18 protein-coding genes and 5 tRNA genes are annotated in these 21746 nt (G+C 64.7%); 6 read left to right on the top strand and 17 right to left on the bottom strand.

Translation table 11 applies throughout. From position 1 onward, the window contains the following. Positions 1 to 77: 77 nt before the first annotated feature. Positions 78 to 1670, top strand: a complete 1593-nt coding sequence (aceB, locus tag PXJ20_RS12275; RefSeq protein WP_421030826.1) for a malate synthase A — start codon at positions 78 to 80, stop codon at positions 1668 to 1670. Between the two features lie 126 nt (positions 1671 to 1796). Here the strand turns inward: aceB and PXJ20_RS12270 are convergent, their stop codons facing one another. Then, complete coding sequence (locus PXJ20_RS12270; RefSeq protein ID WP_421030825.1) at positions 1797 to 2207, bottom strand: gamma-glutamylcyclotransferase family protein; 411 nt, start codon at positions 2205 to 2207, stop codon at positions 1797 to 1799. Between the two features lie 16 nt (positions 2208 to 2223). After that, a complete protein-coding gene (gene rraA, locus PXJ20_RS12265) occupies positions 2224 to 2715 on the bottom strand; it encodes a ribonuclease E activity regulator RraA (RefSeq protein WP_017778103.1) in 492 nt (163 codons plus the stop codon). Between the two features lie 214 nt (positions 2716 to 2929). On the opposite strand from rraA, the gene PXJ20_RS12260 reads away from it, so the two are divergent. Next, positions 2930 to 3829 (top strand): AraC family transcriptional regulator, encoded by a 900-nt coding sequence (locus PXJ20_RS12260; RefSeq protein ID WP_199541514.1) that lies wholly within the window; start codon positions 2930 to 2932, stop codon positions 3827 to 3829. 101 nt (positions 3830 to 3930) lie between these two features. On the opposite strand, the gene PXJ20_RS12255 is transcribed toward PXJ20_RS12260, so the two are convergent. The 7 genes from PXJ20_RS12255 to gltX form a co-directional block, all read right to left on the bottom strand. Next, positions 3931 to 4395: a GNAT family N-acetyltransferase gene (locus tag PXJ20_RS12255; protein WP_026122111.1), complete on the bottom strand. Its 465-nt coding sequence runs from the start codon at positions 4393 to 4395 to the stop codon at positions 3931 to 3933. A 200-nt stretch (positions 4396 to 4595) separates the two neighbouring features. After that, positions 4596 to 4672 (bottom strand) — tRNA-Asp (locus PXJ20_RS12250). A gap of 86 nt (positions 4673 to 4758) precedes the next feature. Beyond that, positions 4759 to 4834 (bottom strand) — tRNA-Glu (locus PXJ20_RS12245). Between the two features lie 59 nt (positions 4835 to 4893). Then, positions 4894 to 4970, bottom strand: a tRNA-Asp gene (locus PXJ20_RS12240). 81 nt (positions 4971 to 5051) lie between these two features. Then, positions 5052 to 5127: transfer RNA gene (locus PXJ20_RS12235), tRNA-Glu, on the bottom strand. A gap of 181 nt (positions 5128 to 5308) precedes the next feature. Further along, positions 5309 to 5384 (bottom strand) — tRNA-Ala (locus PXJ20_RS12230). Positions 5385 to 5501: 117 nt separating this feature from the next. After that, positions 5502 to 6911: a glutamate--tRNA ligase gene (gene gltX / locus PXJ20_RS12225; protein ID WP_421030824.1), complete on the bottom strand. Its 1410-nt coding sequence runs from the start codon at positions 6909 to 6911 to the stop codon at positions 5502 to 5504. Between the two features lie 494 nt (positions 6912 to 7405). On the opposite strand from gltX, the gene PXJ20_RS12220 reads away from it, so the two are divergent. Further along, positions 7406 to 8353: a patatin-like phospholipase family protein gene (locus tag PXJ20_RS12220; RefSeq protein ID WP_199541573.1), complete on the top strand. Its 948-nt coding sequence runs from the start codon at positions 7406 to 7408 to the stop codon at positions 8351 to 8353. Between the two features lie 238 nt (positions 8354 to 8591). Here PXJ20_RS12220 and PXJ20_RS12215 read toward each other — a convergent pair whose 3' ends face one another. From PXJ20_RS12215 to PXJ20_RS12195, 5 genes are all read right to left on the bottom strand, one after another. Continuing rightward, positions 8592 to 9266 (bottom strand): C40 family peptidase, encoded by a 675-nt coding sequence (locus PXJ20_RS12215; RefSeq protein WP_277597886.1) that lies wholly within the window; start codon positions 9264 to 9266, stop codon positions 8592 to 8594. Positions 9267 to 9380: 114 nt separating this feature from the next. Further along, entirely contained in the window at positions 9381 to 11027 is a 1647-nt protein-coding gene (locus PXJ20_RS12210) for an ABC transporter ATP-binding protein (protein WP_421030823.1), read from the bottom strand. Next, positions 11024 to 12103, bottom strand: a complete 1080-nt coding sequence (locus tag PXJ20_RS12205) for an ABC transporter permease (RefSeq protein WP_017778094.1) — start codon at positions 12101 to 12103, stop codon at positions 11024 to 11026. The genes PXJ20_RS12210 and PXJ20_RS12205 overlap by 4 nt, the downstream gene beginning before the upstream one ends. A 28-nt stretch (positions 12104 to 12131) precedes the next feature. Beyond that, positions 12132 to 13169, bottom strand: a complete 1038-nt coding sequence (locus PXJ20_RS12200; protein ID WP_017778093.1) for a microcin C ABC transporter permease YejB — start codon at positions 13167 to 13169, stop codon at positions 12132 to 12134. A 78-nt stretch (positions 13170 to 13247) separates the two neighbouring features. Further along, positions 13248 to 15230, bottom strand: a complete 1983-nt coding sequence (locus PXJ20_RS12195; RefSeq protein ID WP_421030822.1) for an extracellular solute-binding protein — start codon at positions 15228 to 15230, stop codon at positions 13248 to 13250. Positions 15231 to 15338: 108 nt separating this feature from the next. Here PXJ20_RS12195 and fabI point away from each other — a divergent pair, with 108 nt between their 5' ends. Continuing rightward, a complete protein-coding gene (fabI, locus tag PXJ20_RS12190) occupies positions 15339 to 16130 on the top strand; it encodes an enoyl-ACP reductase FabI (RefSeq protein WP_126875680.1) in 792 nt (263 codons plus the stop codon). Between the two features lie 184 nt (positions 16131 to 16314). Here the strand turns inward: fabI and PXJ20_RS12185 are convergent, their stop codons facing one another. Next, complete coding sequence (locus tag PXJ20_RS12185; RefSeq protein WP_026122109.1) at positions 16315 to 16677, bottom strand: hypothetical protein; 363 nt, start codon at positions 16675 to 16677, stop codon at positions 16315 to 16317. Positions 16678 to 17099: 422 nt separating this feature from the next. Between PXJ20_RS12185 and PXJ20_RS12180 the strand changes: the two genes are divergently transcribed. Both PXJ20_RS12180 and zwf read left to right on the top strand, forming a co-directional pair. Beyond that, the gene (locus PXJ20_RS12180; protein WP_421030821.1) at positions 17100 to 17951 is read left to right on the top strand and encodes a MipA/OmpV family protein; all 852 of its coding nucleotides are present in this window, start codon (positions 17100 to 17102) and stop codon (positions 17949 to 17951) included. Between the two features lie 289 nt (positions 17952 to 18240). Then, entirely contained in the window at positions 18241 to 19716 is a 1476-nt protein-coding gene (gene zwf / locus PXJ20_RS12175) for a glucose-6-phosphate dehydrogenase (RefSeq protein WP_199541506.1), read from the top strand. 38 nt (positions 19717 to 19754) lie between these two features. On the opposite strand, the gene PXJ20_RS12170 is transcribed toward zwf, so the two are convergent. Together PXJ20_RS12170 and PXJ20_RS12165 are read right to left on the bottom strand one after the other, a co-directional pair. Further along, the gene (locus PXJ20_RS12170) at positions 19755 to 20357 is read right to left on the bottom strand and encodes a LysE family translocator (protein ID WP_413213709.1); all 603 of its coding nucleotides are present in this window, start codon (positions 20355 to 20357) and stop codon (positions 19755 to 19757) included. Between the two features lie 60 nt (positions 20358 to 20417). Next, on the bottom strand, positions 20418 to 21674 hold the full coding sequence (locus PXJ20_RS12165) for an NAD(P)/FAD-dependent oxidoreductase (RefSeq protein WP_413213708.1): 1257 nt from the start codon (positions 21672 to 21674) through the stop codon (positions 20418 to 20420). Between the last annotated feature and the right edge of the window lie 72 nt (positions 21675 to 21746).

Below are 21746 nucleotides of genomic sequence, written 5' to 3'. Positions count from 1 at the left end.
TGGACGGCGTACGCAGTAACCGCTTTCACATCCGATTCACATCCGACTCACATCTGACCGACCAGGGAGCAGCCATCATGGCCAATTCGTTGCAGACACCGCAGGGCATGCAGATTACCGGCGAGATCGCGCCGGGCTTCGAAACGATCCTCACGCCAGAGGCGCTGGCGCTCGTCGCGCAACTGCATCGCGCGTTCGAGCCGCGCCGCCAGGAACTGCTCAAGGCACGCGCCGAGCGCACGAAGCGCCTCGACGCCGGCGAGCGCCCCGACTTCCTCGTCGAAACGAAGAGCGTGCGCGACGGCGACTGGACCATTGCCCCGCTGCCGAAAGACCTGGCATGCCGCCGCGTGGAAATCACGGGCCCGGTCGAGCGCAAGATGATCATCAACGCGCTGAACTCGGGCGCGGACTCGTACATGACCGACTTCGAGGACTCGAACACCCCGAACTGGAACAACCAGATCACCGGTCACATCAATCTCAAGGACGCTGTCCGCCGCACCATTTCGCTCGAGCAGAACGGCAAGTCGTATCGCCTCAACGACAAGATTGCGACGCTGATCGTGCGTCCGCGCGGCTGGCACCTCGACGAAAAGCACGTGACCGTGGACGGCCAGCGCGTCTCGGGCGGCATCTTCGACTTCGCGCTGTACCTGTTCCACAACGCGAAGGAATTGATCGCGCGCGGCAGCGGCCCGTACTTCTACCTGCCGAAGATGGAGAGCCATCTCGAAGCGCGTCTGTGGAACGACGTCTTCGTCGCCGCCCAGGAAGCTGTCGGCATTGCCCGCGGCACGATCCGCGCGACGGTGCTGATCGAAACGATCCTCGCTGCGTTCGAGATGGACGAGATTCTCTATGAACTGCGCGAGCACAGCTCGGGCCTCAACGCGGGCCGCTGGGACTACATCTTCTCGGCCATCAAGAAGTTCAAGAACGACAAGGACTTCTGCCTCGCGGACCGCTCGCAGATCACGATGACCGTGCCGTTCATGCGCGCCTACGCACTGCAGCTGCTCAAGACGTGTCACCGCCGCAATGCGCCGGCTATCGGCGGCATGAGCGCGCTGATTCCGATCAAGAACGATCCGGCCGCCAACGACAAGGCAATGGGCGGCGTGCGTTCGGACAAGGCGCGCGACGCAGGCGACGGCTACGACGGCGGCTGGGTCGCGCACCCGGGCCTCGTGCCCGTGGCGATGGAAGAGTTCGTCAAAGTGCTTGGCGACAAGCCGAACCAGATCGGCAAGCAGCGCGACGACGTGCAGGTGACGGCGAAGGATCTGCTCGACTTCCGTCCGGAAGCGCCGATCACCGAAACGGGTCTGCGCAACAACATCAACGTGGGCATCCACTACCTGGGCTCGTGGCTCACCGGTAACGGCTGCGTGCCGATCCACAACCTGATGGAAGACGCCGCCACGGCGGAAATTTCGCGCTCCCAGGTATGGCAGTGGATCCGCTCGCCGAAGGGCACGCTGGAGGACCGCCGCAAGGTCACGGCCGAACTCGTGCGCACCCTCGCGAAAGAGGAACTCGTGAAGGTGAAGAACGTGGTGGGGGGCGATACGGCGCCGTACGAGCGCGCGGCTGAAATCTTCGAGCAGATGTCGACGGCAGAGCAGTTCACGGAATTCCTCACGCTGCCGTTGTACGAGGAAATCTGAGTATCGTGACTGCTATTGCGGGGCCGGCCCGGCTGTGAAAGGCGGGCCGGCTTGCAGTAGCGGGCGGAATGGGTGGCGGCGTAGCGCACGCGGATTGAGAAACCCTCGGGCGACCTCAGACGTCGCTCAGCGCGCGCGACGATGCGCCACCCAGTCTCCGTTCCTGATCTCCGGCAATCCTCTCGTCGACTCCAGCGCGACGGGATAGAACCGGCAGGTGAAGGCCACGCCGCGCACCTCGACCTGCGTGTGGCGGGCGAGAAACAACCCTTCCACGCCCGGATACACCTCTTCGATCTCATCGAGCACGGCGACGAGCGCATCGTCGATCTCGTAGACGTCGCCCTTCACAGGCAACGCGCGATCGCCCACCTGCTCCACCACCAGGCCCGGATACGCGCCGAAGTCGAACAGCCTCCCCGGCACACAGGCCTCGCCCACGAGCACCGGCGCCGCGATGTCGTAGCGCGCCGCGGCTGCATTGATGTCGTTGATCTCTCCCGCCCGCAAGGTGCCGTAGACGAACACGTACTGCATCAAGCGTCTCCCGACTTCAGAGCGGCACGTTGGCAACCAGCACGCCGTCCGCATCGGCGTAGACCCATTCGCCAGGCCGCACGGTGGTGCCGGGCAAGCGCACCGGCACGTCGCGCTCGCCGCCGCCGCGTTTCTGGCTGCGCTGCGGGTTCGTGGCCAGCGCGGCAATACCGATCTCGCATTCGTTGAGCTCGACCGTGTCGCGCACGCAGCCGTACACCACGATGCCCGCCCAGCCGTTGGTCTCTCCGAGCTTGCCGAGGTTGCCCCCGACCAGCGCGCATCGCAGACTACCTCCGCCGTCCACCACGAGCACGCGGCCCTCGCCGGGCTGTTCGAGCGCGGCACGCACGAGCGTGTTGTCTTCGAAGACCTTCAGCGTGGCGGCCGGACCGCAAAAGGCCGGCGTGCGGCCGAAGAAACGAAAGACCGGATCGAGCACGCGCAGCGTGCCGGCGGCGAGCTGGTCCTCGTGCGCGTCGCAGAGATCTGCAGTGGCCTGGGTCATGGAGCTTCCTCCCAATGGTTCGGGTTTGGCAATGGGTTCGATGCCGTCGAAATCGCACGCATTATGCCCGCATATGAGGCAGGGAAGAAAAGGCGGCGGCCATCGGCCGACGGGGCTCCGCACGTAGCGCGCCTCCGGTTGCGCGCAGGTCTGCAGCGTGTGCTTCGCCCGCCTACAATGTCGGAGCCGCCGCCGTCCCGGAGCCGCGCCCGCCATGCCACTCGACGCCACCTCGCCTTCTTCCGACCAGGTCCATTTCGCCGACATTCCGCCGGACTTCGCGCCTACGCCGGTTCATCCCATCCGCGTGCGTTCGCGGCCCATGCCGGCGGGCGTGCGCATCGCGCGGCACACACACGGTTGGGCGCAGGTTGCCTACGCATCGCGCGGCGTGCTGCGCGTGGCCACCACCGGGACGACCTGGATGGTGCCGCCCTCGCGCGCGATCTGGGTGCCGCCGCATGTGACGCACGAAGTCGTCATCGTGGAAGATGCGTTCCTGCGCACGCTCTATGTGGACGAGACGGTAGTGCCCGAGGGACTGGATGCGTGCCGCGTGGTGGAGGTATCGGGGCTGCTGCGCGAGGTGATCGCGGCACTCGATACGCAAGGGCTGCCTTCGTATCGTGAGCGGCTGCTCGGCACGCTGGCCCTCGATGAGATCACGCGCTCCGAGCCGTTGCCGCTCTCGGTGCCGATGCCCGCGGAAAAGCGGCTGCGCACGCTCTGCGAAGCGCTGATTGCCGATCCGGCCGGCTCGGTGTCGCTGGAACACTGGGCGGCCAGCATCGGCGCGAGCACGCGCACCATCGCCCGGCTGTTCCGCCAGGAACTGGGCATGAGCTTCTCGCAGTGGCGCCAGCAGGCCATCCTCGCTCGTGCGATTCCCTTGCTGAACCAGGGGCGGCCCATGTCGCTCGTCGCGGAGGAACTCGGCTACCAGAGCCAGAGCGCGTTTTCGGCGATGTTCCGACGGGCCTTCGGGCAGAGCCCGCGCGCATTCATTGCACGCGACATCGCGCATCGCGAGGACAACGGGACCATGCTCGCCACTCCAGACGAGCTGTTGTCGTCTGACGTTGAGGCCGACACCGCGCCACCTGTGCGCACGTAATCTGCGGTGGATGAACTGCGGTACCACGCAATTGCTGAAGCGGGTTGGCGGGCGCAGAAGAACGGGTTTAGAGACTGACGAAAGCGACGGGATCCATCGCATTACACCTTGCGCGCCATGTGCCGGATGGAGCCGAGCCGGGCCAGCCGGGGGCCCGCGGGCCGATATCCCATGCGCTGATAAAGTTTTGCCGCCGGGTTGTCGACGAACACACGTAGCTGAAGCTCCTTCAGACCGCGTTCGCGCGCCCACTGATGCGAGATGCCGAGCAGGAAGGTGCCTGCGCCCTGATGTCGGTGGCCTTCGGCGATCTGTACGTCCCGGATATGCAGCGAGTCGTTTTCTTCAGTCACCCGCAGTACGCCGATCGCTTCGCCCTCAGCTTCCAGAATGAAGTTCTCGGATTCGCGCCAGCTCGCGAGAAACAGGTCGCCGCGCCAGACGAGATGGTGCCGCCGATAATAGCCGTCCATGTTCGTGCGCGTAAGCGCTTCGGCGAACTCGAAGTCTTCCATGGTGGCGCCGCGCAGGTGGAAGCGGGATGGAACGTCGTTCGGGGCAAACATGGCACACCGGCGAGAGAAGAACCTGCACAACGGTAAGGCAGGCCGCGTGTGCTGGCAATGGCTGTTTTTCCCGAAGCGGCGGCGAACGACGGACTGGCGTTTCGATCCAGCGCAAGTTCAAGGCAAGCGCGAACGCTTGGCGCCCAAGGGACCAAACAACAAAAAAGCCCACTGGGTACTCCCAGTGGGCTTCTCGTTTCTGGCGGAGCGGACGGGACTCGAACCCGCGACCCCCGGCGTGACAGGCCGGTATTCTAACCGACTGAACTACCGCTCCAAACTCTACAGCTTCGCGCACATCGCCTTGTGGCTGGGTACGCTGCATCGCCTCATGCTGCACGGCGCTGCTACCCTGTGTGTCTTTGGCGTCCCCTAGGGGATTCGAACCCCTGTACTCACCGTGAAAGGGTGATGTCCTAGGCCTCTAGACGAAGGGGACAACACAGGCTTACACCTTAATAAAAAAGCCCGCTCAAGTGCGCCTGAACGGGCTTTGTCTGGCGGAGCGGACGGGACTCGAACCCGCGACCCCCGGCGTGACAGGCCGGTATTCTAACCGACTGAACTACCGCTCCAGTCTTTACATCATGGCTTACGGGCGTCGGTTAGTTCCCGCATGCTGCTTCGCCGGTTACTGCTTGGCGCCGCTAATGTCCTGGCGTCCCCTAGGGGATTCGAACCCCTGTACTCACCGTGAAAGGGTGATGTCCTAGGCCTCTAGACGAAGGGGACATAATCTTTGCAGATTGACCGCTTCTGCATCGTATTGCTCATTGCGCTGCTTATTGCCCGCAACTTACTGCTAACTACCTGCAACAGCGAAGACCGCTATATTAACTGCCCTACCGCTGCTTGTGAAGCCTTTTTTCTACAAACACCCGGCTGGGCAGAAAGGGCATTCACGATGTTCTGATGGTGGAGGTAAGCGGGATCGAACCGCTGACCTCTTGCATGCCATGCAAGCGCTCTCCCAGCTGAGCTATACCCCCTTGCAGAACAGAAGCGAGATTGTAGAGACCGAATTGCGGTTTGTAAATACCCTTTGAGCTTTCACACGCAACTTTTTCGCTCGCAACGAACTCGTAACGAACCCGCAGCGACCCCGCTTATGCCAGCGCCTTGCTGATGCGCTCCACCACTACCTCGCGCGAGAAGAGCGAAAGTACGCTATCGATCGAGGGCGTGTGCGTGGTGCCCACCACCAGCAGACGAACAGGCATCGCGAGCTGCGGCATCTTGAGCTTGTGAGCAGCGAGCGTGGCCTTCAGCGCGGCCGCGATGCCCTCCTTCGTCCACTCGGCGTTGCGCAACGCCGTGGCAAGATCCGCGAGTGCGCCACGCACGACATCGGTTACGTGCTGCGCCAGCGCTTCAGGTTCAGGCTGCGGCTCGCGATAGAACATGACAGCGTTTTCCGCGATCTCTCTGACGGTCGATGCCCGATCCTTGAGCAACGCGATCACACCGTCCAGTGACGGGCCTGCCTCGATCATCGCCGCTTCGATGCCAAGCGTCGCGAAGAACGGCTTGGCCAGTTCGGCAAGACGCGCGCTGTCGGTCTCTTTGATGTAGTGATTGTTGAGCCAGTTCAGCTTGTTGTGGTCGTACTGCGCGGGCGACTTGCCGAGGTGCTCGAGGTCGAACCATTCGACGAACTGCTCACGCGAGAAAATCTCGGCGTCGCCATGTGACCAGCCGAGCCGCGCGAGATAGTTGAGCACGGCCTCGGGCAGATAGCCCTCGTCGCGATAGCCCATCACGCTCATGGCGCCATGACGCTTGCTCATCTTCTCGCCCTGTTCGTTGAGCACCGTGGGCAGATGCGCGTAGACCGGCGGCTGCGCACCGAGCGCACGCAGGATGTTGATCTGGCGCGGCGTGTTGTTCACGTGGTCGTCGCCGCGAATCACGTGCGTGATGCGCATGTCGAGGTCGTCCACCACGACGCAGAAGTTGTAGGTGGGCGTGCCGTCGGGACGCGCGATCACGAGATCGTCGAGTTCCTCGTTGGAGATTTCCACCCGTCCTTTCACGGCGTCGTCCCATGCCACAACGCCGGTCAGCGGATTCCGGAAGCGCAGCACCGGCTTCACGCCTTCCGGGGGCGTGGGCAGCGTCTTGCCGGGCTCAGGCCGCCACGTGCCGTCGTAACGCGGCTTGAGGCCCTCGGCGCGCTGTCTTTCACGCAGCGCGTCCAGTTCTTCCGTCGACATGTAGCAGGGGTACACGAGGCCCTGCTCCGCCATCTGCGCCAGCACCTCGCGATAGCGGTCCATGCGCTGCATCTGGTAGAACGGGCCCTCGTCGTAATCGAGACCGAGCCACGCCATGCCTTCGAGAATGGCGTCGACCGACTCCGACGTCGAGCGTTCCAGGTCCGTGTCCTCGATGCGCAGCACGAAGATCCCTTCGTGATGGCGCGCGAACGCCCACGGGTAAAGCGCGGAGCGAATGTTGCCGAGATGGATGAAACCGGTGGGACTCGGTGCGAAGCGGGTACGGACAGAGGTGGTCATATGGATGAGCTCGGAGACGGCGTCGCGCGTGCGGGCAAGGCTGCCTCGGTCTCGTGAAGGACTCGCCGCAGTTGCCCGAGCGGCAGTGCAAGATGCCGGCCGATGATGCCCTGCGGCGTTTTGCCCGCGCGACGCGAATGAAAAATTCGACCTGCGATTATACCCGCCGAGGCTTCGGTGGACCGGGCGTGCCACGCGGCTCGCGCGCAAACGAGGCCAGGTGCGCAGCGCTTGCTGCCTTCCAGGCGCGGCATCCGGGCATGCCGCATGTCCCTGGCAGGACGTTTGGCGTCCCGCCGGAACTAGCATGTCCGCTCGGTTCGTGTATCCGTCCACTGCTGCCCGTTTGCTTTATGATGTGCCCGCGCCGGCGCCCGTTGCCGACGCGGTGCGCGCCGCACGATACGCCACAGCCTTCGCGCCGCGCGTTGCATGATCCGCGGCATACGCCCCGGCTACCGGCCGGCCGCGCGTTGCCGCAGTTGGAGAAATCGTTGAAGCCTTCCTCGCCTTCCATGGGCCGCCGCGCGTTTTCGCTCGCTGCGGCCTCGGCCGTGCTCACCGCCTGCGGCACCGCTGGCACACAGACCCACAACACCCCCAACACGCCGAATGCCGCGGCCACGCCACCCGTCAGCAAGCCGACGCGTCCGCTGCGGGTCGGGCTCGCGCTCGGCGGCGGCGCTGCGCGCGGCTTTGCGCACATCGGCGTGATCAAGGCGCTCGAAGCACGCAATGTGCAGATCGATCTGGTATGCGGCACGAGTGCGGGCTCCGTGGTTGCCGCGCTCTACGCTTCGGGCATGAGCGGCATCGCGATCAACAAGCTTGCCTTGACGATGGATCAGGCATCCATCAGCGACTGGGCCATGCCGTTTCGCGCGCGCGGGCTGCTGCAGGGCGTCGCGCTGCAGAACTACCTGAACACGACGCTGAACAACCGCCCCATCGAGAAAATGGCCAAGCCACTCGGCGTTGTCGCCACCGATCTGAGGACCGGCGAGCCGATCCTGTTCCAGCGCGGCAACACGGGCATCGCGGTGCGGGCGTCGTGCAGCGTGCCGTCGATCTTCGAGCCCGTGAAAATCGGCGGCCACGAGTATGTGGACGGGGGGCTGGTGAGCCCGGTGCCGGCCGCGTTCGCGCACAAGATGGGCGCCGATTTCGTGATCGCCGTGGACATCTCCGCCCGCCCGGAAACGGGACTCACGCAAAGTTCGTTCGATGTCCTCATGCAGACGTTCACCATCATGGGCCAGACCATCAAGGCCTATGAGCTCGACAAATATGCGGACTTCGTGATCCGGCCGAATCTGTCCGCCATGAGCAGCAGCGACTTCGGTCAGCGCAATGCGGCGATTCTCGCCGGCGAAGAAGCCGTGGCGCGGATCATGCCTGATCTCGAACGCAAGCTCGCGCAGAGCCGGGCCACGGTCGCGTAAGGCGCGCTTCGATCAGACGGCGGGACTGCGGCCGGGCGAGTCTTCCCAAACTGGAATTCGTCCCGCGCCGGCATTTACCGCACTGCTCACCCCGGTAGCACGAGCGCCACGTGCTCGATGGTTTACTGGGGGCGATTGAGCCCCACAAGCACAAAAAGCCCGCTTTCAAACGAAGCGAGCTTTCTGTCGAATTTCCGAAGACCCGGGGAAAGGAAACGCCCCAGCGAAGCAACTTCGCTCAGTTGCCGCCGATGGTCGCGCTCACGCGCTGCTTCAGGTCCTGCTGCTGCGGATAGGTGGTCTCGACGCGGCGTGCGCCCGTGAAACGCTTTTCCCAGTAGCCGTCATCCATATCGTCGACGCGGATCGTGCTGCCCGTGGAAGGCGAATGCACGAACTTGTTGTCGCCGATGTAGATGCCAACGTGCGAGAACGTGCGGCGCATCGTGTTGAAGAAGACGAGGTCGCCCGGCTTCAGCTCCGAGAGGCGTACCTTCTCGCCCACCCGGCTCATTTCTTCGGCACGGCGCGGCAGCGCAAGTCCCAGCGTGTCCTGGAATACGTAGCGCACGAAGCCGCTGCAATCGAGGCCCGAATCCGGCGTGGTACCACCCCAGCGATAGCGCACGCCGATCATGTTCAGTGCGCCCACGACCACGTCGCCGGCCTTGCCCGCCATGCCGGACAGAAAGGACCGGGTACCGCTCGTGCTGTCGCTCGCTGCGGGGGCCTGGGTGTTGCTGGTGAGGGAGGGAGACTGCGAATTCGTCGAGAATTGCGACGAATTTGAGGCATTCTGACTAAAACTGCTTGCTTCGTCGGCGAACGTGCCGGAACTTGCTGCCATCAGGACGCCGATGAACATCCCGGCGACGGCGCGTGCGCAAGCCTGGGTCAAATGTCTGTGGTGCATCGGTCGGTAGAATTTGCCCGAAAATCAGGGGGTTAGAAGAAAACTTTGGACGATACTAGCCAGTAAGTATTCGCGTGTCAAAACAAATAGAAAAAAACAATCATCACACGCACCTCATTGGGGAATATGCCCGCCGAGGGCCGCCTGGAGCAGCTTTCGCGTATAAGGATGAGTCGGCTCGGCGAATATCTTGCCCACCTCGCCGGTCTCCACAATGGCACCGTTTTGCATCACCACCACCCGGTGCGCCATGGCGCCGATCACCTCGAGGTCGTGGCTGATGAAGACGTAGCCGAGGTTGTACTTGCGCTGCAATCCGGCCAGCAGCTTGAGCACCTGCTGCTGGATGGACACGTCGAGCGCGCTCGTCGGCTCGTCGAGAATCAGGATGCGCGGCTCCAGCACGAGCGACCGCGCGATCGCGATGCGCTGCCGCTGCCCTCCCGAAAACTCGTGCGGATAGCGATAAAGCACCGTGCGGTCGAGCCCTACTTCGCGCAGTACCGCGACGACCTTGTCGCGCCGCGCCTTCGCATCGAGTTGCGGCCGATGCAGCGCGAGCCCCTCGCCCACAATCCGCTCGATGGTGTGCCGCGGCGAGAGCGAGCTGAACGGATCCTGGAACACCACCTGCATGTTCGAGCGCAATTGGGTCTGCTCGCGGCCGCGATAGCTCGCAAGCGAGCGTCCCTGGAACTCGATTTCGCCGTGCGCAGTGCGCTGCAGCCCGAGCAGCGCCATCGCAAGCGTCGATTTGCCCGAACCCGATTCCCCGACGATGCCGAGCGTCTCGCCCTGTCGCACCGACACGGTGGCGTCGTCCACCGCGCGAAAGCGCCCCGTGCGAAACCAGCCGCGAATGCCCGGCAACGGGGTGGGGAAATCGACGCTTACGCCGCGCGCATCCAGCAGCACGGGAGAAATCGGCAGCACGGGCACGACGGTGCGCTCAGGCCGGCTGTGAAGCAGCCGCTGCGTGTACGGATGCTGCGGCGACTCGAAGATCGTCTCGACAGGCCCGCTCTCCACCAGTACGCCACGCTCCATCACGGCCACGCGCTGCGCAAAGCGGCGCACGAGGTTCAGGTCGTGCGTGATGAGCAGCACGGCCATGCCGCGCTTCTGCGCTTCGTCGCGCTGAAGCTCCAGCAGCAGATCGACGATCTGCGCGCGAATAGTGACGTCGAGCGCCGTGGTGGGCTCGTCGGCGAGCAGCAACTGCGGCCGGCACGCGAGCGCCATCGCGATCATCGCGCGCTGTCGCTGCCCGCCCGAAAGCTGATGCGGATAGCTCGCCACGCGCCGCTCCGGCTCGGCGATGCCCGTGCGCGCGAGCAGCGCCGCGGCCTGACGGTACGCCTGCGGCTTCGTCAGGCCATCGTGCAACATGATGGTTTCCGCGATCTGCTCGCCCACCGTGAAGAGCGGATTCAGGGCCGTCATGGGCTCCTGGAAGATCATCGCGATGTCGTTGCCGCGCAGGCCGCGCATCTCGCGTTCGCTCTTCGCGAGCAGGTCCTCTCCGTTGAAGCGGATCGCGCCGCTCACCTGAGCGTCCGCGAGCAGACGCAGTACGGAAAGCGCCGTGACGGTCTTGCCCGAACCCGATTCGCCCACCAGCGCCACGCGCTCGCCGCGCGCAATGGAAAGCGTCACGTCGTTGACGGCCACCGTATCGCCGAACGCCACCCGCAGCCGATCGAGCGAGAGCAGCGGCGTACCGGCCGCGGGCGCGGCCTTTTCACTGACGGCGGCGCTCACTGGTTGCCTCCCGCGCGCATGGCGTCGGCAATGCGCGTATCGAGCGCGTTGCGCAGCGCGTCACCCATGAACGTGAGCAGCAGCAGCGTCACGACGAGCACGCCGAACGTCGACATCGAAATCCACCACGCGTCGAGATTGGCTTTGCCCTGGGCGAGCAGTTCGCCGAGGCTCGGTGTGGGCGCCGGCACGCCCAGGCCGAGAAAGTCGAGGCTCGTGAGCGCGAGAATCGCACCGCTCATGCGAAACGGCAGAAACGTGATGACCGGCGTGAGGCTGTTGGGCAGCACGTGCCGCCAGATGATCTGCCAGTTGGAGAGCCCCATCGCGCGCGCTGCGCGCACGTAGTCCTGATTGCGATTGCGCAGAAACTCGGCGCGCACGTAATCGGAGAGGCCGATCCAGCCGAACAGCGAGAGCAGCACGATCAGCAGGATGAAGCCCGGCTCGAAGATCGAGGAGAAGATGATGAGCAGATACAGTTCGGGCAACGCGCTCCAGATCTCGATCAGGCGCTGGCCGACAATGTCGACCTTGCCGCCGAAGTAGCCCTGCACCGCACCCGCCAGCATGCCGAGCAACGTGCCGATGGCCGTGAGCACGAGCGCGAACTCCACCGAAACGCGAAAGCCGTAGACGAGCCGCGCGAACAGGTCGCGGCCGCGGTCGTCGGTACCCAGCCAGTTCGCGCGCGAAGGCGGCGCCGGATTCGGGACTTTCGAGAAATAGTTCAGTGTGTCGTAGTAGTACGGATTGGGCGGGTAGATCGCGAAGTTGCCCGGCTCGTCGAAGCGATGCCGGATGTACGGATCGAGATAGTCGGCGGGCGTCGGGAAGTCGCCGCCGAACGCGGTCTCCGGATAGTCCTTGAAGAGCGGGAAATACAGCTGCCCCTCGTAGCGCACGACGAGCGGCTTGTCGTTGCACCACAGCGGCGCCGCAAGGCTCGCCGCGAAGGCGAACACGAAGACGACGAGGCTCCAGTAACCGAGGCGCTGCTGCCTGAAGCGCTGCCAGATGCGCCGCGCCGGCGACGGCGACACGAATGCGCGCACCGGCTGCGCGGAGGAGGACATCTCAGGGCCAACGCGGGCTCGGCTCAACTCAGTGCTCCAGATGCTCGAATTGAATGCGGGGGTCGACCAGCACGTAGCAGAGGTCGGAGATCAGTTTCGTCACGAGGCCGATCAGCGTGAACAGATAGAGCGTGCCCAGCACGACGGGATAGTCGCGGCGAATCACGGACTCGTAGGAGAGCAGGCCGAGCCCGTCGAGCGAAAAGAGCGTCTCGATCAGCAGGCTGCCCGTGAAGAAGGCGCCGATGAACGCGGCCGGAAAGCCCACGATGAGCGGCAGCAAGGCATTGCGAAACACGTGCTTCCACAACACCGTGCGCTCGGAGAGGCCCTTCGCGCGGGCGGTCAGCACGTACTGCTTGCGCACTTCGTCGAGGAACGCATTCTTCGTGAGCATGGTGACGACGGCGAAGCTGCCCACCACCGACGCAACGACGGGCAGCGTGATGTGCCAGAGATAGTCCAGAATCTTGCCGCCGAGCGACAGCGAATCCCAGTTGTCCGAGACGAGATTGCGCAGCGGAAAGAGCTGCAAGAACGAGCCGCCGCCGAACAGCACGAGCAGCAGCACGCCCAGTACGAAGCCCGGAATCGCGTAGCCGACGAGTACGAAAAGGCTCGTGACCAGATCGAAGCGCGAGCCGTTGCGCACGGCCTTCGCGATACCGAGCGGCACCGATATGAGGTAGGTGAGAAAGAAGGTCCACAGGCCGATGCTGATCGACACCGGCAGCTTCGAGACGATCAACGACCACACGCTTTGATGCCGGAAATAGCTATCGCCCAGATCGAAGCGCGCGAAGCGGCCCAGCATCATGAAGTAGCGTTCGAGCGGCGGTTTGTCGAAGCCGTACAGGGCCTTGAGTTGAGCGATCTGCTGGGCATCCACGCCCGTGTGGGCGCGCATGCCGAACGGCAAGCCCTGCTCCGCGCCTTTGCGCAGATCATGCAGCGCCTGCTCCACCGGCCCACCCGGCACGAACTGGATCACGACGAAGGTCAGCGTCAGTACGCCGAGGAGCGTCGGGATCATCAGCAGCAGGCGCTTGAGGATATAGCTCGACATAGGCGGAATCCGGATGTTTGAACGGGACGGCGCGTGTGAGCGGCGCGTGACGGGTCCACTCTCGCGCAAACCGCTGCGCTAGTGGCTCGCCGCTGCCGCAGGCGGTGTCTTGAACCACCACGTCGAGATGATCCAGTCGCTCGCGGAATAGTACAGCGGCAGCGTACGCGGCCGCGCGAGCGTGTTCTTGAACGCCACGCGATGCACCGCGCTATACCACTGCGGCACCACATAATAGCCATGCATCAACACCCGGTCGAGCGCATGCACCGCGTCGACAAGCGCCTCGCGCGTCTGTGCCGCGACGATGGCGCGCAACAGCGCATCCACCACCGGCGACTTCAGGCCGATCAGATTGCCCGAGCCCTCCTCGTCCGCCGCCTTGCTGCCGAAGCGGTCCAGCTGCTCCGTGCCCGGCACCTGGACGTCGGGATAGCGGATCGTCGTCATGTCGAAGTCGAACGCGTCGAGTCGCTTCTGATAGAGCGCGAAGTCCACGGCGCGATAGCTGACCTTGATGCCGAGCTTCTGAAGGCTGCGCTGATACTGCGCCATGATGGGCTCCCAGCGCGCCGACCCGCTCGTGTCGTCGAGCACTTCGAATTCGAAGGGTTTGCCTTGCGCGTCGCGCAACGCCCCGTCCCGATAGGTCCAGCCGGCCTGCGCGAGCAGCGCGCGTGCCTTGAGCAGATTGGCGCGCAGTGACCCGGGCGGATCGGTATCGGGCTGCACGGGCGGCGGCCCGAACACCGCGGGATCGAGCTTCGAGCGCCAGGGATCGAGCAGCGCCAGTTCACCCGGCGACGGCAACCCTTTCGCCTGCAGGTCCGTATTCACGAAGAAGCTGTCGATGCGCCGGTACTGGCTGTAGAACAGCTGCCGGTTCAGCCACTGGAAGTCGAGCGCGAGATCGAGCGCCTCGCGCACGCGCACGTCCTGAAAGAGCGGACGGCGCAGGTTCATGATGAAACCCTGCATGCCGGCGCCGTTGTGCTGCTCGAACTCGCGCTTTTGCAGCTCCCCGCTGTCGAAGCGCTTGCCCACGTCGCGTCGCACCCAGTTGCGTGCGACGTACTCGACGAGCGCGTCGTATTCGCCGGCCTTGAATGCTTCGAGACGGGCGACGTCGTCGGCATAGAGCTTGTAGACGATGCGCTCGAAGTTGTACATGCCGACACGCACCGGCAGATTGGCACCCCAGTAGTTCGGGTCGCGGCGATAGGTGATCGTGCGTGCGTTCGAGTAGCTCTCGATCAGATACGGACCGCTGCCGATGGGCTTTTCGAACGCGAGCTGGTCGAACGGAATGCGCGTACCGTCGGGCCGCAATCCCCATTTGTGCGAGAACACCGGCATGCTGCCGGCCATTAACGGCAGTTCGCGGTTGCGCGCGCGAAACTCGAAGCGCACGGTGGACGAATCGACCACCACGGCGCGCGTGATGTCGGCATACGACAAAACGACGGGCGGCGCGGCCTGTCGGCTCTTGAGCATGTCGAGCGAGAACTTCACGTCTTCGGCCGTAACGGGGTCGCCGTTCGAGAAGTGCGCCCGCGGGTTGATATGGAACGTGACGGACATGCCGTCGGGCGCAACCCGAATGTCGTCGGCAAGAAGCCCGTACGCCGATGCCACTTCGTCGGAGCTTCCCGTGGTCAGGCTCTCCAGCAGCAGCCCGAGACCAGGCGCCGCGTTGCCGCGCATCGTGAACGGGTTGAACTTGTCGAAGCTCGTGAGCCGGTCGGGGTTCGCGAGCACGAGCGTGCCGCCTTTGGGCGCCGCCGGGTTCACGTAATCGAAATGGCTAAACCCGGGCGGGTACTTCGGTTCGCCATACTGTGCAATGGCATAGGCGCCCCAGGCCGGCTGCATCGCGGCGAAGGCGACGAGCACCGTTGCAGCCGATAACGCCACTGCGGCACGCCCTGTGTTGCGCCACGTCCGCCAGGCACCACGGGCGACACTACGGGCAGCACTCCGGACATATATAACGACCGCATGACGGCCTCTTTCGAGCGATGCCCCGCCCCGTCGCGAGCCAGTCGGCGAGCCAGTTGTCATAAGGGCTTGTTTATCCAGTTGGCGGTTGCAGTGTGAGAGAATTCTACCCAACCTGCGCGACGCCGCGCACCATAGACAGCGGCGCGCTGCCCCACATTAGGAGAATTCATGGGCTTTCTGGCTGGCAAACGCATCCTGTTGACGGGTCTTCTGTCGAACCGCTCCATCGCCTACGGCATTGCTCAGGCGTGCCGGCGTGAAGGCGCCGAACTCGCCTTCACGTACGTGGGCGAACGCTTCAAGGACCGCATCTCCGAATTCGCCGCGGAATTCGGCAGTGACCTCGTCTTCCCGTGCGACGTGGCCGACGACGCCCAGATCGAAGCGCTGTTCGTCTCGCTCGGGCAGCACTGGGACAGCCTCGACGGGCTCGTGCACTCCATCGGCTTTGCGCCGCGCGAGGCAATCTCGGGCGACTTCCTCGAAGGTATGACGCGCGAGAACTTCCGCATCGCTCACGACATCTCGGCGTACAGCTTCCCCGCCCTCGCCAAGGCCGCGCTGCCGCTGCTCTCGCAGGACGCGTCACTGCTCACGCTGTCGTACCTCGGCGCCGAGCGGGCCATCCCGAACTACAACACGATGGGCCTCGCAAAGGCCGCGCTCGAGGCGAGCGTGCGTTATATGGCGGTTTCGCTCGGCGGCAAGGGCGTGCGGGTGAACGGCATCTCCGCCGGCCCGATCAAGACGCTCGCCGCGAGCGGCATCAAGAGCTTCGGCAAGATTCTCGACTTCGTGGAACACAACGCGCCGCTCAAGCGCAACGTGACGATCGAGCAGGTCGGCAACACGGCGGCGTTCCTGCTCTCCGAACTGGCTTCGGGCATCACCGCGGAAATCGTCCACGTGGATAGCGGCTTCAATGCCGTGGTCGGTGGCATGGCGCCCACGGAAGAATGAGCGGTGACAACAGGCGCTGATTGTCCCGAGGCTCAGCGACCGGTTTGATGTCGGCGCTTCACATCTGGCTTCACATCTTCTTCTCGCCTCATAAAAAAACCGCTCTTCCGAGCGGTTTTTTTTATGCCCTGCACCTACCGGCCTTCCGGGCGCCATAGACCACAAAAGCGCCCAGCCGTCGCCCTCAATGGCGCCATCCGTCGTGACCGCCGCCATGATCATGATCCCAGCCGCCGTGGCGGCCGCGGTCCCACCCGCGGTGATAGCGATACCACTCGTCGCGATTCCAGTAGCGGCGGCCGTCCCAATAGCGATCGCCGTGCCAGCCAATCACGATGGCCGGCGCCGGGTACACGGGCGCGGGATAGATGGGCGCCGGCTGATAGACAACTGGCGGAGGCGGCGGCGCATAAACGGGAGCCGGCGCGACATACACGGGGGCCGGAATGCCGATGTTCACCCCCACGCTCACGCCGGCCATCGCCGCACCGGACACACCGATTGCCAGTCCTCCTGCCACCCATGCAACAACACGCGCGAACTTCATGATTCACCCTTTTTGCTGATGTGCTTACGACCTGATGGTTGCGCGGACTATACCGCAGGCTCGCTTTTCGCGTATTTCAGCTTTGTAATAACTGCTGCATAAGATCGCACGAAAGCCCGCACGGTTACGTCCCGTAACATAAGGTTGTCGTGCCCGAAAGCGCAGGCTCGTGAACCGTGCCCGCACGGCGTGGACCCGCTGCGCGCGCCATGCATCAAGGCCGCGCACGAACCGGCTCAAGGCCGAAACGGCAGCGACGCGGTCCCATCACGGCGCTTCGGAACGGCTCTTGCTTACCCGGGTGATTGCGCCCCATTGCAAGGCCATGGCCTCGGCGGCGACATGCGCCACCGGCGGGCGGTGGCGTGTCGCGGCGGGACCGGTCGCCGGAATCGCAACGGGCCGTCTACAGGAGCTCATTCATGCATAAGCGTACGACCGCCGCAGCGGCATCGGTCATTGCCACGCTCGCAGCAGCAGTGGCCACCCCCGCCTCGGCACAGACGCCGTCGCCGCTCGCCGAATGGCAGTACACGGCGGGCATTCCGCTCGAAAAACTCATGCAGCCGTCGCTGCCGACCTGGCGTATCCGCGTCGGTCCCGCTGCGAGCTTCCGGCCCCTTTACGACGGCTCGGACCGCTATCACATGGTGGCCGGCCCCAGCATCGACATCCGCTACCGCGACCTGTTCTTCCTCTCCACCGGCGAAGGCATCGGCATGAACGTGCTGTCCGGGCCGAACTGGCGGGTCTCGCTCGGCGCAGCCTACGACCTGGGCCGCCGCGCGCGCGACGACTCCAGCCGGCTCGGCGGCATGGACAACATCAACCCGGCCCCGGCAGTCAAACTCGCCGGGGAGTACGTGATCTCGAAGTCGTTCCCGCTCGTGCTGCGTGCGGACGTGAGGCGCTATTTCGGCGGCTCGAACGGCTGGGTCGCGGACCTCGGCGCCTATATGCCGATGCCGGGCAGCTCCCGAAAGTTCGTCTGGTTCGCGGGCCCCGGCGTCACCTTCGCCGATTCGCGCTATATGAACAGCTGGTTCGGCGTGACGCCGAACGAGGCGGCCCGCTCGGGCCATCCCACCTACCGTGCGGGTGCGGGCGTCAAGTCGTTCGGTTTCGGCGTGAGCGCGACCTGGATCATCAACAAGCACTGGCTCGCGAGCGGCGACGCCGCGATCCAGCAACTGGTCGGAGACGCCGTCCACAGCCCGATCACGCAGCGCGCGACCGGCACGGTGCTCGACATGACGGTGACCTACCAGTTCTGACGGCCGGCTGCCAGATATCCCCTGAATATCCCCTAAGATTACGCACAGGCGGCCGTGCGCCGGCCTGTGCGGCCTGCATCTCTTCCGCGCAACGCCCTCCTGCACGAACGCCGATAAACGGGCACCATAGCGTGCACCGCAGATACCTGCGGAAAGACGCCCGACGCGTGCCCGCATGCCGGCGCCCGCGGTCCGGATCGGTCCGGGTCTATCCTGATCGATCTCGCCCGGTGCCGACCCGCTCGATCCGTCCCAACCCGGCCCCTAACCGTCCACCTCCAAACGCACCATGACCACTCAGGCCCCAACCGCTGCGTCAGACCGCCCGCTCGACATGATCATCTTCGGCGGCGCCGGAGACCTGTCCGCGCGCAAGCTGCTGCCGGCGCTCTACATGGCCCACCTGCACGGCAACCTGCCGGCCGACACGCGCATCATCGCCATCGGCCGCCGCGACTGGACGCGCGAGCAGTATCTGTCCTTCATGGAAGAGCACTCGCGCCCGTTCGTCGACAGCAAGGCGCTCGACGCGCTCGCGTGGGACAGATTCCTCGCGCTCTTCGACTACGTGCGCATCGATGTGGGCGCCCAGGGCGACTACAGCCGCCTGTGCGCAGCCGCGCGCCGCAGTGCGCAGCGCGTGTTCTATCTCGCGACTTCGCCCGAGCTTTTCACGACCATCTGCGACAACCTCACGGCCTGCGGTCTTGTGGACGACCACGCACGCGTGGTGCTGGAAAAGCCGCTCGGCCACGACCTCGAATCGGCGCGCGCGATCAATGCCTCGGTGGGCCAGCACTTTCCCGAGCAGCAGATCTACCGGATCGACCACTACCTCGGCAAGGAGACGGTGCAGAACCTCATGGTGCTGCGCTTCGGCAACGCGATCTTCGGACCGCTCTGGCAGGCGCCCTACATCAAGAGCGTGCAGATCACGGTGGCCGAAACGGTGGGCGTGGGCAGCCGCGCGGGCTTCTACGACCAGACGGGCGCCATGCGCGACATGGTGCAAAACCATCTGCTCCAGTTGCTGTGCATCGTCGCGATGGAGCCGCCCGTCTCGCTCGACCCCGACGCCGTGCGTGACGAGAAGCTGAAGGTGCTGCGCTCGCTGCGCCCCATGACCATGGCCGAAATCGCGCGCGACACCGTGCGCGGCCAGTACACGGCGGGCGCCGTGTCGGGCGAGCCGGTGAAGGGCTATCTGGAAGAAGACAACGTGCCGGCCGACAGCCACGCCGAAACGTTCGTCGCACTGCGCGCGCAGATCAACAACTGGCGCTGGGCCAACGTGCCGTTCTTCCTGCGCACGGGCAAGCGCATGCCGAAGCGTCGCTCGGAGATCGTGATCGACTTCGCCGACCTGCCGTTCTCGATCATCCCGAGCGGTCCGCGTAAGTACGGCAATCGTCTCGTGATCCAGCTCCAGCCCGAGGAATCCATCCAGCTACAGATGCTCGCAAAGGAGCCCGGCAGCGGCCTGCACATGCTGCCCGTCAATCTGAATCTCGACCTCCAGCAGGCCTTCACGGGGCGCCGCGCGGAGGCTTACGAGCGGCTTCTGATCGACGTGATCCGCGGGCGTCTCACCCACTTCATGCGCCGCGACGAACTCGAGGCGGCTTGGGCGTGGGTGGAGCCGATCCTGAACGGCTGGAAGGAACTGGGCGACCGGCCGCGCAACTACACGGCGGGCACCTACGGGCCGGCTGCGTCGTCGGCGCTGATGGCGCGCGAGAACATGGCCTGGGCCGAAGAAGCCTGAACATCGGCGCAAATGGCGGGCACGTTCTGTCGTGCCCGCTATCGATTGAGCACCGAATACAGCAGCGAACCCGAGAACGCGACCAGCACGACCGAGGCGCCGCGCAACAGCGTCGACGTGTGCCGCGCCCACCTGCGCCGCGCCATGAGCAGGCCGCCGAGGCTCGACCAGCCGATGCCCACCGGGATCAGCACGATCCAAAACGCGGCGATGGTCGTGACGAAATAACGGATCGACTGAAACGCTTCCAGCGGAAACAGCGTGCTCGCAAACAGCAGCGCCTTCGGATTGAGCAGCGTCGTCACGAAGAGATCGCGAAACGTGACAGGGCCACCCGGCACGTCGTGCAACGCGCGGCTCGTCCCCCACATCTTCACCGCGAGCCAGAGGATATAGGCCGCGCTCACTAGCTTCACCGCCACCGGCAGCCACGGCCGGCCCACGGCGAGCGCGCTCAGGAAGAATCCCCACGCGGCAATGCCCACGAAGTAACCGAGCGCCTCGGCGATCAGAAGCGGCCACGTCCCGCGCAGTCCCACCTTGAGCCCTGACGAGAGCAACAGCGTGTTCGTGGGGCCCGGCATGACGAGCACGAGCGCCACGTACAGCGACATCTTCAGCAATGTGTCGAGATTCGGCATCGCACTTTCGGGTTCACCTGGTTCATCACGCTTGCGTCCCGCGCACGCAGAGGACCGTGCTCATTGCGCAGGCCGAAACACGGTGCACGCATCGTGCAGCGCGTCGAGCCGGCGCACCGGGTCCGCGACATAAGGGTTCGATTCGTCCCACGCATATCCCGCCAGCACGGCGCTGATCATGCGGCGAATGCCGGGCGTCTGTTGCGGGTAGTAAATGATGTCCTGCAACTCGCCCGTGTACCAGCGCTCGACGAACGCGCGAAACGTATCGATGCCCTTGCGCAGCGGCACGTCGTAATCGCCATGCCAGTCGACTGTCTCGCCGCTCAACTGGCGCTCCACCGTCTTCACGGCGAGATGCGCGGAGCGCAGCGCAATGGTGACGCCCGAAGAGAACACGGGGTCGAGAAACTCGCCCGCATTGCCGAGCAGCGCGTAGCCCGGTCCGTGCAGACGCTCGACGTTCGCCGAATAACCGCCGATCTGGTTCACCGGCATCAGGAACGGCGCATCGCCGATGAGACGGTTGAGCGTGGGCTCCTCGCGAATCAGCGTCCGCAGTCTGGCTTCGCGTGCCGATGCCTCGACGTTCAGGAACGCCGCATCCGCCACGCACCCCACCGAGGAACGACCGCCCGCGAGCGGAATCATCCAGAACCAGACGTCGCGCCGCTCGGGATGAGTGGCAATGCAGATCTTGTTGCGGTCGGTCGCGTCGAGCGGCAAGCCATCGCGCACGTGGCTGAAGATGGCCGAGCGCGTGGGCAGCCCCGTGGGCGCTTCGAGGTTCAAGAGGCGCGGCAGCACGCGGCCAAAGCCGCTCGCGTCGAACACGAAGCGCGCGTGCACTTCGTAGCTCTGACCGTCTTCGTCGGCGACCTGAAGCACCGGCGCGCTACCCGTTTCGATCGCACGCACCGTGTGGCCGAAGCGCACCTCGGCGCCCTGCTGCGCGGCGCAGCGAATCAGCAGGTCGTCGAACTGCGCGCGCTCCACCTGCCAGGTCGTGCCCCAACCGGGCGTGTGCTTGTCGCGAAAATCGAACGATGACGACTGGTCGCGCCACACGAAATGCGCGCCGTTCTTGTACTGGAAACCGGCTTCCACAAGCGTCTGCAGCATGCCGGCTTCTTCCAGATACGCCATGCTCTGCGGCAGCAGGCTCTCGCCAATCGAAAAGCGCGGAAAGTGCTGACGTTCCAGCACGAGCACCGAACGCCCGGTCTTTCTGAGCAACGCAGCCGCAACTGCGCCCGCAGGACCGGCGCCAATGATCGCCACGTCTACCGCCTTCCTATGGGATGAAATAGTGCTCACGGCTTCCTCTCGTTTCTTCGTCGTGTGTTCATCGTGCTCAGGTCGTGCCTGGGTCGCGCTTGCCATTACAAT

This window comes from Paraburkholderia sp. A1RI_3L (assembly GCF_048957895.1).
GTDB lineage: Bacteria > Pseudomonadota > Gammaproteobacteria > Burkholderiales > Burkholderiaceae > Paraburkholderia > Paraburkholderia kururiensis.
The sequence above is the reverse complement of the archived record's forward strand: the minus strand, read 5'-3'. Positions and strand labels throughout refer to the sequence as shown.